Raw genomic sequence first — 14,557 nt, forward strand, 5'->3', positions numbered from 1 at the left:
CCTGCGGGCCGCGTTGATTCAGGAGCCATTATGTCTGCCACTCAGCCGCTGCCTAAACGCGTTATTCCGGTCGGTATTCTCTATTCTGTTTCAGGCGATTATGCGGTTATCGGGCGCGAGATGCTCAACGGCATTCTGCTGGCGATTGAGGAGATAAACGCCAATCCCGCCCATGAATTTACCCTTGCTCCCATAATCCGCGATCCGCAGGGTTCGCTGGATCTCTACTACGACTATTGCCACGACTTGCTCTATCGCCACGGCGTGCGTCACGTGATCGGCTGCTACACGTCTGCGGCGCGTAAAACCATTCTGCCATTGATCGAAGGCGCAAATGCGCTGCTGTGGCACTCCGCGCGCTATGAAGGGTTTGAGAGCAGTAATAGCGTGATTTACCTTGGCGCCACCCCCAATCAGCATATCTTGCCGATGCTCAGTTGGCTGTTACAGCAGCAGGCGGCGGAGATCTATCACATCGGCTCTAACTATGTCTGGTCCTGGGAGATGGATCGCATCACCCGTGAGGCCGTGATCCCTGCAGGCGGCAGCGTGGTGCAGAGTAAATTACTGCCGCTGGGCGACGAAAATGTGGATGCGTTAATCGCTGATATTATCGCCTGCCGCCCGAAAGTGCTCCTGAACACCATGGTTGGCAAAAGCGCCTACAGTTTTTACCGCGCCTGGCACCAGGCCTGTCAGCAGCACCCGTGGTTAAACGAGGTGCTGAAGCTAAGCCTGACACTGTGTGAGCCGGAAGTGCAGTTAATAGGCGCAGAGGCGTTAGAGGGGTATCTGGTCTCTGCAAGCTGGTTTCAGTCGATTGACAGCGCCGCTAACCGGCGTTTTCTGAGCAGCTACCGCCAGCGCTTTGGTGAGCATGTTTCGCCGTCGGTGGACAGTGAGAGCGCCTGGCTGGCCGGACATTTGCTGGCAAGAGCCATTGTGCGCCACGGCAATGCCGACGTTGAAGGCGTGCGCAATGCGGTATTGCAGGACGAGATGGATTCGCCAGCCGGGCAAATTCGCCTCGACGCCGACAATAATCACTGCTGGTTGACTCCACATCTGGCGCGCTGTCACAACGGCAGGCTGGAGAGTTTCTGGCAGGCCGATGCCGCGGTGAAACCCGATCCCTGGCTGGCCTGGGTGGATCTCGCGAGCCTCACGCATCGCGGAGGCAGCGCATGAGCCGAAAAAATGTGCAGATGCGCGGATTAAAAGTGTGTGTGATCGGCTGTTCCGATCGTGATAACCACCATCTGGCGCAGCAGTTTAGCCGCATAGGCATTGAGGGGCTGTTTTGTGCGGCGTTTCCTGACGAGAGCCAACTGGCTGAGCAGCAGTTGCTGGTGTTCGACGGCGATAACTCGACCCTGTTTAACCCCACGAACCTGCTCCCCTGGCCCGCGCTGCCAAAGATTGCGCTTACCGCCATTGAAACGCCATCGCGTTTACAGTGGATTGCCGAGCAGAAGATCGACAGCTATATGCGTAAACCGGTACGTTTTGATGGTGTGATGACCGCCTTTACGCTGGCGCTTAATCATGCCGCGCACATCAACCAGCTCGAAGCGCAACTCAGGCGGCAGGAGGAGCGGCTGCGAGCGCGTAAATTTTTGTTTTCCGCGCAACTGCGGGTTATGCACGCGCTACGGCTGGAAGAAGACGATGCCTACAGCTTGCTGCGCCGCGCCTCAATGGCGCAACACATGACCATTGAAAACCTCAGTTGCGAGTTGCTGAACGACACGGAATTCTGGCTCAACCGGTTGAAATCACTGCTGGCGGAATAGCGCGCAGCGTTTCGCAGGATGCTGGGCAAAAAAACGGCCTCAAGAAGAGGCCGGAGTGTCGCATTTTCCCTTTGCCGCTTAGTTTCTGACGCTAATCACGCCGTATTTTGACGCTTGATCCTGGAACACCACTTTACCGCTGTCATTTTTGACAATCTTCACCATTAACACATCGTTATCCATGCTGTTTTGCGCATAGACGCTAAAGCTTTCCGGCAATTTGATATGTAATCCGTCGGAGAACGCTTCCCCGGCCGCGCTGGGGAAGTTGCCGCTGCTCATGTTATAAAGCGTGGTGATATTGTCTTTGGTGATTTTCAGGTCGCTGTCGTTAAAGCAGTTATCAACGTATCCCGGCGCGGTAACCGGGCCGCAGGTCACGATTGCGGTATAGCCATTGCGGTATTTGGCCTCTTCTTCCATATTGGATTTTATCGCCGCGATATTTCTCTCTGCTAAAGGGCTGCCATTGGCTTTTGCCTTTTCATACCACGCCAGCGCTTGCTGATAATCCTTTTCAACGCCAATCCCGTTGGCATAGTTGTAACCCAAATCAATTTGCGCGTTCGCATCGTTGGCTTCGGCTGCTGCGCGGGTTAACGCCACGCCTTTATCAACATCCCGGGTAACGCTTTTCCCGTAGGTATAGAGAAAACCCAACCGCTGCATGGCCGCCGGATTTTTTTGCGCCGCTGCGGATTCCAGCCAGTGAATGGCTTCGCTTTTTTGCTGCGCCGTGCCTTTGCTGAGCTCGATTCCCCATGCGGCTTGCGCAGCGATATCGCCCGCTTCAGCTTTCGTTTCAAGTTCCGATTTGGCGGCAACCGGTGCGGGCTGCGGGGCAACCGGCGCAGGATCGGGTTTCGCCTGCACGGCTGCAGTGTTGTTACCCAGCAGCGTTTGCAGATCCTGAATGCGTGACTGATACGCCGTTTGCAGTGACTCAATGGTCGTTGCCTTATTGCGAATATCTTTCAGCCATGACAACTGGGATTTATGCAGCAGGGCTTTATTTTCCGGCTGCTGCTGAAGTAGCTGGTTATAGAGCGCGTTAAGCTGGCTGTCCATCCCGGAGAGCGCGGGCGTGGAGCAAATGGTAAGTTCGACAAAACCTGCGGCTTTCTCACAATTAAACGAAGCACTGTGGCCCATTTGCGAAATACAGCACAGCAGACCCGCCAGAATGATTTTCTTCATAATCTCGCCCTTGTTGAGTTTGAATATCTCTATCGGACTGAAAGCAAAAAGCTTTAGGGCAAACAGGGATACCTTGCGCGTGGTGAGGGCGGAAGCGATATACCAGACTGACGAAGCGGGTGCAGCCAGGCATTGGCGGGTGGCTAACGCAAAAATGCGCGGGACTAAAACGGGTTCGCTTAGCCTCCAACCGTCAGTGAATTCTCCCAGCCTACATTCCAGCTCAGCATAGCGGTTATGCCCGCGCGGCGGTTTCTGGTCTCTGCGTGTCTCTTTATGCTTCGTTCACCATTCCAGCAGAGAAGAGACAAAATGAACGCATTATTTACCCCTGTTACGGCAGGAAAACTCCGTCTTCAACATCGTGTTGTCATGGCGCCGACCACGCGGATGCGCACGGATAATGGCGGTGTACCCGGAGATTTAATGGTCGAGTATTATCGCCAGCGCGCCAGCCGGGGAGGCCTGCTTATTGCGGAAGCGACGGCGATTTCACCTTTCGCGAATGCGTATGCTGATGCCCCAGGTATTTTTAATCCTGCACAACAGGCGGGATGGAAACGTGTTGTTGATGCGGTGCATGAACAAGGTGGGCAGGTTGTGTTGCAACTTTGGCACCCAGGACGCCAGTCCTTGCCGGAACTCTCCGAAGGGCAGGATCCGGTCGCGCCCTCTGCACTGATAGCGCGGGATACCTACGGCATGGTCAAAAATGAAGATGGAACCTATGAAGGGAAACTGTTCCCTGAACCCAGGGCGCTTGAAGAGCGTGAAATTGTCGGCATCATTGCGGCGTTCGGGCTTGCGGCGAAACGCGCGAAAGCTGCTGGTTTCGATGGCGTTGAACTCCATGCGGCGAACGGCTATCTGCCGGAGCAATTTCTGCTGGATGGCACTAACTTACGCCGGGATAAATGGGGCGGAAGCCTGGCAAACCGAACGCGTTTTTTACTGCAGGTTGTGGCTGCGCTAACAGATGTTTGGGGGGCAGGGCGCGTCGCGGTGCGTATTTCGCCCAGTGGCATTTATGGCGATATGCGTGACAGCGATCCGGCGGCTACATTCCGTTATTTGGCCGAAAAGCTGAATGATGCGGCTCTGGCTTACCTGCATATTATTGAGCCTCGCATTGTGGGCCCGGAAGATCGTGACAGTGGCTATTATGCTGAACCTGTTGCCAGCCATCAGTTACGCGCGTTTTACCACGGCACGATTATCGCCGCTGGCGGTTTCAAACCCGAAGCAGCGGAGCAGATGCTGGCCTCGAAGGATGCCGATTTAATTGCATTTGGCCGCTTATTTACCGCTAACCCGGATTTGCCTGCACGTATTCAATATGGTTACCCGTTAACGCCTTATCAACGCGAAACGTTTTTTGGTGGTAATGAGCGCGGTTATATTGATTTCCCCGCCTGGCAGCGGTGATGAATAACAAATCGGGCACGTTATGGTTGCCCGATTTGTCGTTTCCTATATGCCTGTTCACCTAAACATCGCTGATATTTTGGTTTCTCTTCGTTTTCAACATCACGTTGAGGTGTCTGCGCTGCGTTATATCTGCGATACGCCTATTGATGCGCCACCATCAACGTAGAGTGTCTGCCCGGTAATAAATCCGGCATCGTCACTCAGCAAGAACTGCGCGGCTGCGGCTATCTCCTCGGGCTGGCCCAGACGTTTCATTGGCACACTGGCAAGGTAGCGCTGTTCACCTTCACTTCCGGGCGCGTTGTTGGCCCGGAACAGCGCTGTTTCTGTCGGCCCGGGCGCCACCGCATTCACGGTGATCCCCTGCGTAGCCAGCTCCAGCGCCCAGCTACGTGTAAAGCTGACTAATGCTGCTTTGGCGGCGGCATAGGATGTCCGCTGCGGTACGCCGAGTATTGTCAGGCTGGCAATGTTCACAATTCTCCCCCAGCCGCGGGCGCGCATCCCCGGTAACGCGCTCTGAACCGCCAGCAGTGCGGGATGCAGGTTAACCCGCAAGACCTCATCAAGCGCATCTGTCGTGACATCAGGCAGCCACTGCGGGCGCACCAGCCCGACGTTATTGATGACGCCATCCACTCTGAATGCCGCATTTATCTCGCTGAATTTCCGTTGTACCGCCGGGGTATCGGCAAGATCGAGGCTAATAAATTGCCCCGGAAAACCCTGTTCAGGAGCGTGGCGGGCAATCCCGATAACATGATGTCCGGCGCTGGCCAGACGTGCAGATAATGCGTAACCGATACCTTTACTGGCTCCAGTAATGAGAAACGTTTTTTGCTGATTCATCGACTCCTCCGCTATACGCAATGACAAAATCCGGCGTTATGATGCGCCGGATGAGTAGAAATTATCGGGATGGATTAAGGCGCAATGGCCGCCTGTAATGCCACATCGGCAGCACTGATGCCTTCCAGCGCCAGGCCGTAACCGGCACCTTCATCAATGATGCGACGAAGTTTCTGCGTGAGCGCGATCCGGGTGTAACGGCTCGTCAGCGGCGGCAATGCGGCAAGCGATTCTGCCAGTTCATGCGCGCGCGTCAGCAGCCTGTCTCGCGGCAGAATTTCATTCACCACCCCCCACTCTTTGGCCGTCGCTGCATCCAGCTCCTGACGCGTCAGCAGAAAATAACGGCCGCGCACGCTGCCGATGACTTCCGGCCATAAGAGATTGACGCCGTCCCCCGGTACAATACCGAATTCGAAATGCGGCTTGTCCTGGAAAACGGTATCAGGGGTGGCCAGCACGATATCAGACAGTAAAGCGTATTCTGAATGCAGGCGAACAGGGCCGTTCAGTGCCGTTATCACAGGTACTTCAATATCCAGCAGATTCATCAGCACCTTTTTACCTTCGCGATAAATCTTGTCGTAGCCGCGAGGGGTGAAGAAATCGAAACCATCAGGACTGATGTTTTCCATAAATGCCTCACCTGCGCCTGTCAGGATCACCACCCGGTTATCCGGATCGGCGCCAATTTGATGAAACAGTTCGACAAATTCTTCGTGGGTGTGGCCGTTAAACAGCAACGAGCCACCTTCCGTGTGCAGCATAACTTCAAGCACTCCGCTGGCTGAGCGGGTAAGGCGCGCGTGAGTAAAGTGATGACGGTAATTTTCGAAACGGGCCATGATAGTGATTCCTCGGTTATCAGTTTTCGGTTAAAGCAATCAGTTTTGCAACGGCGCACACCACCGCGGGGCGTGCAGATAGGGTTTCAGGCTCCTCCGGCAGAATGGCGGGTTTAATCCCCTTTGGCGTTTAAACGGGAGGGTTAATTCCTGCCCGCTGTCGTTGAGGTAGAGTATCTGTTAATGTCGGTGGGTAATGGCAGATGGCTAAATGTGATAATTGCTATTCCACGGGGGAATATGATGGACCGCTTTCAGGCGATGCAGATGTATGTTCAGGTCGTTGATGCCGGGTCTTTTTCCGCCGCCGCGCGGATTTTGAATATCGGCCAGCCAGCCGTATCCAAGACGATTGCTCAACTGGAAAAGCATCTTGATGTACGGTTGTTGCTGCGTACTACGCATGGCCTGACCCCCACGGAAGCGGGTCTGCGTTTCTACGAGCGCGTAAGGATTGCCCTGCAGCAGGCAGAAGAAGCAGAAATCGCCGCACGCAGCGCAGATAAAGGCCTGTCGGGCATTCTGAGGGTGGCTGCCGCGCCCACCTTTGCCCGATTACATGTCATTCCCTTTCTGCCACATTTTATGCAGCAGCACCCGGAATTGCAGGTTGATATCAGGCTCGACGATCGTCCAATCGATCTGATTGCTGAAGGGATTGATATCTGTTTGCGCATGGGCAACCTGCAGGATTCTGGGGCGGTGGCGCGTAAGCTGGCAACGTCGCGACGTTCTGTACTGGCAACGGCGGACTATTTATCCCGCTTCGGTTATCCAACACACCCGAGGGAACTTAGCCAACATGAGGCGCTGGTGTTTAGCCAGGTGAATGATAGCTGGCACTTCAGACGGGGTGATGAAGTGGAAAATGTGGTGCTCAGAGGACGGCTGCATTTAAGCGCAGCGGAAGGTGTCAGAGCCGCTGTACTGGCAAGCATGGGCATTACCATCGCTTCAGACTGGATGTTTTCGCAGGAAATTGCGACGGGAGAGGTTGAACGCGTCGTCAATGAGTGGACGCTGCCCGATATTGATCTGTGGGCCGTTTTTCCCGGCGGGCGGATGGCCACCGCCAAAGCCCGCCAGTTTTCCACCTTTGTTGAAGCGCTATTGCAGGCCTGAAACGTCTCTTGTAGAGGGGCAAAGCCGTTTTGACAACTATCAGGCCCGATCCCAGGGGGGATTGTCGCCAAAAGCCTGGGCCAGGTAATCGACAAAACGACGGACTTTCATGGGAATGTGTAGCGCACTCGGATAAACCGCCTGAATAACTAAATCGCTGGCGGTGTAATCCGGCAGCAACGGGATCAAGGCCTTGCGGCGGATATAATCGCCAAAAACAAAGGTTGGCCCATAGACAATCCCCGTTCCGGCCAGCGCAGATGCCACCAGTAACTGCAGATTATTTGCCGTCAGCCTGCATGGCCCATCAATGACGTGCGCGTGTTTTTGTTGATCAAAAAGCGTCCAGTTCCCTTCTGAGACCGCTTCACTAAAAGCCAGCCGCGCAGCATGGCGTAAATCCTCCGGCGTTTGCGGAGTGCCGTGCCGCAAAAGCCAGCCAGGCGAAGCGCAGATAACCATGCGACAGGGCGCCAGTTGCCGCGTAACAAGCTGCGGGGATTTAAGTCTGCCAATCCGGATAGCCACATCTACGCGTGCATCCAGCAGATCGATATAGCGATCCTCCAGCAATACTTCCACATCCACTTCAGGGTGATCTTCCAGATAGCGAGCCACCACGCGTGCGACATGAAGCTCACCGAAAGTGACCGGAACGGTAACGCGCAAGGTGCCACGTGCGGTGGCCTGGGTATCGCCCGCTGCGCGGTTTGCATCCTCAAACGCTTCGAGGATCTGTTTGCCGCGCTCGTAATAGATTTGACCGGCATCGGTCAAACTTAATCGCCGGGTTGAACGTTGCAGAAGCCGGGCATTCACTTCGGTTTCAAGCGCGCTGACGTGTTTGCCCGCCATGGCCGCAGACAGGCCAAAACGTCTCGCAGCGGCGGCAAAACTGCCTTCTTCAACGGCAGCGACAAAAACAGCAAGGCTGGTTAACCGATCCATTTCTTTACCATTCAATACTCATGTTATCGACTCTCGCTACTTTACAGGGAATTATCAAATGCTGTGATGGAGTTTACGCTGCTGACTCGTAAAACAGAGGAGCTATGCAATGAAACTCGACGTCAATGGCACGCAAATTCAGGTCACGCAACAAGGGAGCGGGGAGCTGGCACTGGTCTTTTTACACTATTACGGCGGTTCGTCGCGTACCTGGGATACGGTTGCCGGGGCGTTGTCGGAGCGCTACCGGACGGTAGCCATCGACCATCGCGGCTGGGGGGAATCTGCAAAACCGGAAAGCGGCTATGAGCTGGCGACGCTGGCGGCGGATGCGCAGGCGGTCATCAGTGCGCTTAACCTGCAACGCTATATTCTGGTGGGGCATTCGATGGGGGGAAAGGTGGCGCAGCTTGTTGCCTCGCACCAACCGACCGGCCTTGCAGGGATGATCCTGGTCGCGCCATCTCCCCCTTCGCCGATGCGCCTTTCGCCGCAAGAACGCACGCTTTTAACCAGCGCTTATTCGTCCCGTGAATCGGTCGGATACGTGATTGATAATGTGCTGACAGCGAAAGAACTGAGCGTCGCACAGCGGGAGCAGGTGATTGAAGACAGCCTGAAAGGCAGCCCGCAGGCGAAAAAAGCCTGGCCGGACGTGATGATGGCGGAAGATATTACGGCAGACGTCGCTGCAATTAAGGTACCTGCGATGGTGATTTTGGGCGAGCAGGATAAGGTGGAACGCCGCCCGGTGCTGGAGGCCGAACTTTTGCCGCGGATTCCGCAGGCGACGTTGCATATCATCCCTGACGCCGGGCATCTGCTGCCGCTCGAAGCGCCGCAAGCGCTTACAGAGAGGATTGCGCATTTTATAACGCACGCGCTCTGAAGCCTTAACGCAGGCAGGCGAGATATTTTTCCCCTGAGCGACGCACGATCCCGGCGGCGTTCTCGGTTATCTCTTTGCCTGCAAAGGCGCCATAGAGTTGCGTAAATTTGACGGTACTCAGGCGGCGCGTCATCTCGCTGACCGTTGCTGCCGGCAGCGGCAGCATATTGGGGTAGCTCCACATAAAGGAGACGGCATCAGCGCCTGGCGCAACCTGCACGGTGTCGCCGGTAAACACTATGCCGTCATTGCGTGCCCAGTGCAGAACGCTGCTGCCCGCAAAATGACCGCCGAGACGCATTAACGTGACGTCAGCGGTCAGCGATAGCGCGTCGCCTTCCCAGCGTTGAATGAAGGGGCTATCGCGCATGATCCACTCGCTATCGCTGGCGTGCAGGTAAATCGGCGCGTTAAACCAGGCAGCCCACTCCTGCATGGTGGTGTAAAAATGCGGGTGCGATATGGCGATGGCTTTCAGCCCGCCCAGCGCGGTAATCAGCGTTTTTGTGGCGTCATCGAGCGTGGCAATGCAGTCCCACAAAATGTTGCCTTCTGCCGTGCGCAGAAGAAAAGCGCGCTGACCAATGGCAAACTCCGGCACGGTCTGGATGCTGAAAAGATCGGCGTTGTGCTGCTGCCACTTGTTGCTGTGCCCGGCAAGAAGGGCCGGGAAATCGATCCATTTTTGCCCCGTTACGGGGACAAACTGGCGGGCATCGTCGCAGATTTTGCACTGCTGCGGATGGGCATCGTTTTTCTCATAGGCGGTGCCGCAGGCGTTGCATAGTGTGATCATTGAGTCGTCCTCGAAAGGGCATGTTATATCCGCTTAACAGCCTGGCACATTTATCCAGCGGGATGTGCCGGTGAGTGCGGCAGACGAACTGCGTGGCTTTTTGACAGGTGGAGAGTTCAGGGCCGCTGATGCGGCCCTGTGCGGGAGCCAGCAGGTTATTCGGCTCGTGGCTGCAGCTGGTAAATCCATGCGCTGACGCGCGTGCCCTCAGCAGTGGTGACCTCAACCAAAACGCGGTCGTAGCCCTCTTCAAATTCATCCAGCATTGGCCAGTGCGCAGTCAGGTTGTCGGACAAAAACAGGTAACCGTGCACCTGTGCGCCGTTTTCATCCAGTACGATGCCAGGAAAATCGGCGGCGGCTCCCCAGCCATGCGTGTAAAACGTACCGGTGACGTAGCCCGGCAGCCATTCACCGCCGATGTTTTCCAGGATATGTGCATTAGAACAGCCAGGACGCAGCGTGCCGTAGACAAATAACGATTCCATTTTTCCCTCAACAATCAAAGCGATAAATACCCAGCGGGCGAGGAGTATTCAAAATACGGTTTTGTGATGAGGTTCGCAACTGTCTGCACACGCGGTGCGCGGTAAACGCTGAAAAGCAAAAAGCCTGCGCGAAAGCAGGCTTTTTAAATTTGGCTCCTCTGACTGGACTCGAACCAGTGACATACGGATTAACAGTCCGCCGTTCTACCGACTGAACTACAGAGGAATCGTGTGGAGGCTTATCTTAGCGGCGAAAAATCTTTTGTCAAACCTCATTTTAGCGATCGCCACCTGACTGCTGAATCCCTCGTCAGATTGATCTAATAAACACCGATTTCGGCGTAAATACTTTGCAGGATCAGGGTTTCTCCCTCATCATTTGAAATGTGATTTCATCTTTCGCGGCTAAGGACCATTTTGAACCTTGTCACTCCCTTACGCCAGGCCGTCATGCGGACGCCCTGGTACAGAAAACGTAAAAGTTACCGTGTATTATTCTGGCGAGAAATCACCCCCCTTGCCGTACCTATCTTCCTGGAAAACACCTGTGTTTTGCTGATGGGCGTGCTCAGCACGTTTCTGGTGAGCTGGCTGGGTAAAGAAGCGATGGCGGGCGTCGGCCTGGCGGACAGCTTCAACATGGTAGTGATGTCTTTTTTTGCCGCCATTGATTTAGGGACGACGGTGGTTGTGGCCTTCAGCCTCGGCAAACTGGATAGTGAGCGGGCGAGGGCGGCAACCCGGCAGTCGCTGGTGATCATGACGTTGTTCGCCATTGTACTGGCGGCAGTGATCCACTACTTTGGCACGCAAATCATCGACTTTATCGCCGGTGCGGCGACGGCCGAAGTTAAAGCGCTGGCGCTAACTTACCTTGAACTCACCGTTATCAGCTACCCGGCGGCGGCCATTGCGCTGATTGGCAGCGGTGCGCTGCGCGGCGCGGGCAATACCAAAATCCCGCTGTTGATTAATGGCGGGATGAATATCCTCAACATCATCATCAGCAGCATCCTGATTTATGGCCTTTGGGGCTGGAAAGGCATGGGTTTTGCCGGTGCAGGGTTGGGGTTGACCATCTCCCGCTATATTGGCGCGGTGGCGATTATCTGGGTACTGATGATTGGTTTTAACCCGTCGCTGCGTATCTCGCTGAAAAGCTACTTCGAAAAACTCAACTTCTCCATTATCTGGGAAGTGATGGGGATCGGCATTCCGGCCAGTATCGAGTCGGTGCTGTTTAACGGCGGCAAGCTGTTAACGCAAATGTTTGTCGCGGGTATGGGGACCAACGTCATCGCCGGTAACTTTATTGCCTTCTCCGTGGCGGCGCTGATTAACCTGCCTGGGAACGCGCTCGGTTCCGCATCTACCATTATTACCGGTAAGCGCCTCGGTAAAGGGCAGATCGGCCAGGCAGAACGCCAGCTACGCCATGTCTTCTGGCTTTCAACACTGTTGCTGACGGCCATTGCCTGGGGTACCGCGCCTTTTGCCGGGCTGTTCGCCGCCTTTTATACCCAGGAAGAGGATGTAAAAGAGGTGGTTAAGGTGCTTCTGTGGCTCAATGCGGCGTTTATGCCGATTTGGGCGGCGTCGTGGGTGCTGCCTGCGGGCCTGAAAGGCGCGCGCGACGCCCGTTTCGCCATGTGGGTTTCCATGCTTGGAATGTGGGGTTGCCGGGTGGTGGCAGGATATACGCTGGGGATCATGCTCGGTATGGGTGTGATTGGTGTCTGGCTCGGAATGTTCCTCGACTGGGCGGTACGCGGCGTCTTTTTCTACTGGCGCATGGCGAGCGGCCGGTGGCTATGGAAGTACCCAAAGCCGCAGAAAGGCGCCATTTCTGCACAATCTGGAGAATAATTCGGCAAACGCGCCGAAAAAGGCAAATCAGGCTTTGACAAGGCCCAGGGGCGTCGCTAATATTCGCCCCGTTCACACGATTCCTCTGTAGTTCAGTCGGTAGAACGGCGGACTGTTAATCCGTATGTCACTGGTTCGAGTCCAGTCAGAGGAGCCAAATTTAAGAAGCCTGCTTTCGAGCAGGCTTTTTGCTTTTCAGCGTTTACCGCGCGCTGCGCGTGCAGACAGTTGCTCCGCAATTTCAAACCTTCTCGTAAGCCTTTTAAAGCCTCTGATTCACACGGTCTGTATCAGCAATCACGAAATACTCATAATGAAATCAGCGCAGTACCTGCAAGAACGGGGACTGGTTTTTTTCAATTGATAAGGCCGGATCCTGTAACAGGATGACTGGAATTTATAATATTACAAATAAAGGAAATGATAATCTATCTCATTATGTTTACTTCTGAAGGGCAAGAAAAATGTTACGTATTGATGAATCGGAGTTCCCTCTCGTATGGCTGATACAAGTCGACCAAATGGAGAATAGCAGTTCTCAAAGCGAAGCTTACGATAACAGTTTTGTTCAGCTAGAAAAAATTTTAGACAAGAAAATACCTTTCGTCATAATAAGCGCGACAGAATTTGAGGATGAAGAACAACACGAACATTCAAAAGAAGAAAAAATGAAATTGGCATTATGGCTTAAGAAAAACAGAGTCAGTGTGAAGAAATATATAATCGCACAAATTCAAATAGTACCAGAAAACAAACAAAGCATTATATTAAAAGGTTTTGTGAAAGCATTTTCAAAATTTTGGGGATATCCTATGCTAATTGTTTCTGATAAGGATAGTGCAATAGTCAAAGCCAATAATTTACTTAACAATATAAAATAACAAGATTAATGCACTTTCACTTTAGCCAAATTCGCCACTCATGTGAAAGAAAAAGAACAGAGTAATTAATGATGTTAACGAGAAAACGCTTACGACAAACAGTACCAAGGCAATATGTTATCCATGTCATGGAAAATAACAAGAATAAATTTCTCCAGGTTACCGAAATATATTCCCTGATGAAAGAAAGTCATAAAATTGCGCTGAGTGTAATTTATCGAGTCACAAGAGATCTCTATACTGCAGGCGTTCTTGAACGACGTTGGGATGAATATAATGGACGTCTAACATATAGGTTAATTGACACTATAAAATGAAAATATTTGGTTTACTTCTGGCCTGCCCTTGTAGTTTATAATTATTTTCTTTTTCATATAAAAACGAGCAAGCCATAGAAGAAAGGAATAATATTTATTTATCATCCTCTAAATAACACTTATCTGGTAAAGGGATATAATAATATCCTTTTAAACCACCTTTATTCTCTTTTTCAAAAAAACAGCCAGAGAAAAAATCAGGATCAGAGTCTCTTCTTTTTATTTTGTTCTCTAGCATATAATTAAAATATACATAATTTATAAAATTTTCTAAATCAGATATATATCCTTCATAATAAAACCTTATAAACTCATTATATGTAACAGCCGAAGAGAGCGTAGCATCTCCAGCAGTAAATAAAATCACAGGATCTTTTACTGACAACGTTTTCTTGAACCCAGCAGTTATAGTCAAATGGTTTGATTCACTGCAGGAAGAAATTACGAATTTTTCGTATAAATCTAAAATGAAACGAGTTAATTTTTTATAGAAAAGAGATTCAATACTTTCATTTCTTTGTGAAAGGACAACTTCTTGCTGTTCTTCTTTAAAATCATTTCTTCTATTATGAATAGAAGAAACAATATTATGCTCAAATATAATATTCTCATGTTTAACTGTTAAGTTCCAGGACATAGCGAGGTTTCTCTGAAAAAAAGAGCTGGATATAAATCGAGTCTTACGGTAGTAACCCGGAGTTACGCCATAGTACTTCTTAAAAAAACGAGTGAATGTTTGCTGGGAACTAAAACCGCTTTCAACACAAATTTCTACCATCGGGAGCTGGCTCATTTTTATAAGGAGGGCTGCATTTGTAATTTTCCTGTTTCGAATGTATCTCCCAAGACTTATTCCAAAATATTTATGAAACATTCTCTGGAGATGCCATTTACTGTAACCTGATTTAATTGAAATGTTTTCTATTTTAAGATTGGTATGTAAATTATTTTCAATCCAGATAAGCAGATCATGGAAAAAAGCAGTCATAAATATTTTGCCCTAAAAAAACATACACCGATAAGACTAACGCTTGAGTTACATAACGACTAAAAAATTGCACCTCATATATTAGAGGTAATAATGATAACTTTATAATCAAGCCAGGTCTTTATCTTTCTCGGCCAAATGTAAGTAAGA

At 51.9% G+C, this 14,557-nt stretch carries 15 protein-coding genes and 2 tRNA genes; 9 read left to right on the plus strand and 8 right to left on the minus strand.

Features of this window, described 5'->3' with window-relative positions:
- The first annotated feature begins 30 nt into the window (after positions 1-30).
- Together AWR26_RS09450 and AWR26_RS09455 are read left to right on the plus strand one after the other, a co-directional pair.
- A complete protein-coding gene (locus tag AWR26_RS09450; RefSeq protein ID WP_082934090.1) occupies positions 31-1,188 on the plus strand; it encodes a transporter substrate-binding domain-containing protein in 1,158 nt (385 codons plus the stop codon).
- Positions 1,185-1,793: an ANTAR domain-containing response regulator gene (locus AWR26_RS09455; protein WP_064565275.1), complete on the plus strand. Its 609-nt coding sequence runs from the start codon at positions 1,185-1,187 to the stop codon at positions 1,791-1,793. Before AWR26_RS09450 ends, AWR26_RS09455 begins: the two co-directional genes overlap by 4 nt.
- A 78-nt stretch (positions 1,794-1,871) precedes the next feature.
- On the opposite strand, the gene AWR26_RS09460 is transcribed toward AWR26_RS09455, so the two are convergent.
- Positions 1,872-2,990 (minus strand): lysozyme inhibitor LprI family protein, encoded by a 1,119-nt coding sequence (locus tag AWR26_RS09460; RefSeq protein WP_064565277.1) that lies wholly within the window; start codon positions 2,988-2,990, stop codon positions 1,872-1,874.
- A 312-nt stretch (positions 2,991-3,302) separates the two neighbouring features.
- Here AWR26_RS09460 and AWR26_RS09465 point away from each other — a divergent pair, with 312 nt between their 5' ends.
- Entirely contained in the window at positions 3,303-4,415 is a 1,113-nt protein-coding gene (locus tag AWR26_RS09465; protein WP_064565279.1) for an alkene reductase, read from the plus strand.
- A gap of 126 nt (positions 4,416-4,541) precedes the next feature.
- On the opposite strand, the gene AWR26_RS09470 is transcribed toward AWR26_RS09465, so the two are convergent.
- Together AWR26_RS09470 and AWR26_RS09475 are read right to left on the minus strand one after the other, a co-directional pair.
- Positions 4,542-5,267, minus strand: a complete 726-nt coding sequence (locus AWR26_RS09470) for an SDR family oxidoreductase (RefSeq protein ID WP_064565282.1) — start codon at positions 5,265-5,267, stop codon at positions 4,542-4,544.
- 74 nt (positions 5,268-5,341) lie between these two features.
- On the minus strand, positions 5,342-6,112 hold the full coding sequence (locus AWR26_RS09475) for an enoyl-CoA hydratase/isomerase family protein (protein WP_064565285.1): 771 nt from the start codon (positions 6,110-6,112) through the stop codon (positions 5,342-5,344).
- Between the two features lie 240 nt (positions 6,113-6,352).
- Between AWR26_RS09475 and AWR26_RS09480 the strand changes: the two genes are divergently transcribed.
- Complete coding sequence (locus tag AWR26_RS09480; protein WP_322788457.1) at positions 6,353-7,234, plus strand: LysR family transcriptional regulator; 882 nt, start codon at positions 6,353-6,355, stop codon at positions 7,232-7,234.
- Between the two features lie 39 nt (positions 7,235-7,273).
- Here the strand turns inward: AWR26_RS09480 and AWR26_RS09485 are convergent, their stop codons facing one another.
- On the minus strand, positions 7,274-8,182 hold the full coding sequence (locus tag AWR26_RS09485) for a LysR family transcriptional regulator (RefSeq protein ID WP_064565292.1): 909 nt from the start codon (positions 8,180-8,182) through the stop codon (positions 7,274-7,276).
- Positions 8,183-8,291: 109 nt separating this feature from the next.
- On the opposite strand from AWR26_RS09485, the gene AWR26_RS09490 reads away from it, so the two are divergent.
- Positions 8,292-9,071, plus strand: coding sequence for an alpha/beta fold hydrolase (locus AWR26_RS09490; protein ID WP_064565295.1), 780 nt, complete (start codon positions 8,292-8,294; stop codon positions 9,069-9,071).
- A 4-nt stretch (positions 9,072-9,075) separates the two neighbouring features.
- Here the strand turns inward: AWR26_RS09490 and AWR26_RS09495 are convergent, their stop codons facing one another.
- From AWR26_RS09495 to AWR26_RS09505, 3 genes are all read right to left on the minus strand, one after another.
- The gene (locus tag AWR26_RS09495) at positions 9,076-9,867 is read right to left on the minus strand and encodes an MBL fold metallo-hydrolase (RefSeq protein WP_064565298.1); all 792 of its coding nucleotides are present in this window, start codon (positions 9,865-9,867) and stop codon (positions 9,076-9,078) included.
- 155 nt (positions 9,868-10,022) lie between these two features.
- Positions 10,023-10,355 carry a gamma-glutamylcyclotransferase family protein gene (locus AWR26_RS09500; protein ID WP_064565300.1) on the minus strand — a complete coding sequence of 111 codons (333 nt, stop codon included), beginning with the start codon at positions 10,353-10,355 and terminating at the stop codon, positions 10,023-10,025.
- Between the two features lie 150 nt (positions 10,356-10,505).
- Positions 10,506-10,581 (minus strand) — tRNA-Asn (locus tag AWR26_RS09505).
- Positions 10,582-10,769: 188 nt separating this feature from the next.
- On the opposite strand from AWR26_RS09505, the gene AWR26_RS09510 reads away from it, so the two are divergent.
- The 4 genes from AWR26_RS09510 to AWR26_RS25895 all read left to right on the plus strand — a co-directional run bounded on the left by AWR26_RS09510 (position 10,770) and on the right by AWR26_RS25895 (position 13,419).
- Complete coding sequence (locus tag AWR26_RS09510) at positions 10,770-12,221, plus strand: EmmdR/YeeO family multidrug/toxin efflux MATE transporter (RefSeq protein ID WP_227123150.1); 1,452 nt, start codon at positions 10,770-10,772, stop codon at positions 12,219-12,221.
- Between the two features lie 81 nt (positions 12,222-12,302).
- Positions 12,303-12,378 (plus strand) — tRNA-Asn (locus AWR26_RS09515).
- A 307-nt stretch (positions 12,379-12,685) separates the two neighbouring features.
- On the plus strand, positions 12,686-13,102 hold the full coding sequence (locus AWR26_RS09520; RefSeq protein WP_064565305.1) for a hypothetical protein: 417 nt from the start codon (positions 12,686-12,688) through the stop codon (positions 13,100-13,102).
- A 71-nt stretch (positions 13,103-13,173) separates the two neighbouring features.
- Positions 13,174-13,419, plus strand: coding sequence for a transcriptional repressor (locus AWR26_RS25895; protein ID WP_407658793.1), 246 nt, complete (start codon positions 13,174-13,176; stop codon positions 13,417-13,419).
- 94 nt (positions 13,420-13,513) lie between these two features.
- On the opposite strand, the gene AWR26_RS09530 is transcribed toward AWR26_RS25895, so the two are convergent.
- A complete protein-coding gene (locus AWR26_RS09530; RefSeq protein WP_064565308.1) occupies positions 13,514-14,407 on the minus strand; it encodes a helix-turn-helix domain-containing protein in 894 nt (297 codons plus the stop codon).
- Between the last annotated feature and the right edge of the window lie 150 nt (positions 14,408-14,557).

The organism is Kosakonia oryzae (assembly GCF_001658025.2).
GTDB lineage: Bacteria > Pseudomonadota > Gammaproteobacteria > Enterobacterales > Enterobacteriaceae > Kosakonia > Kosakonia oryzae.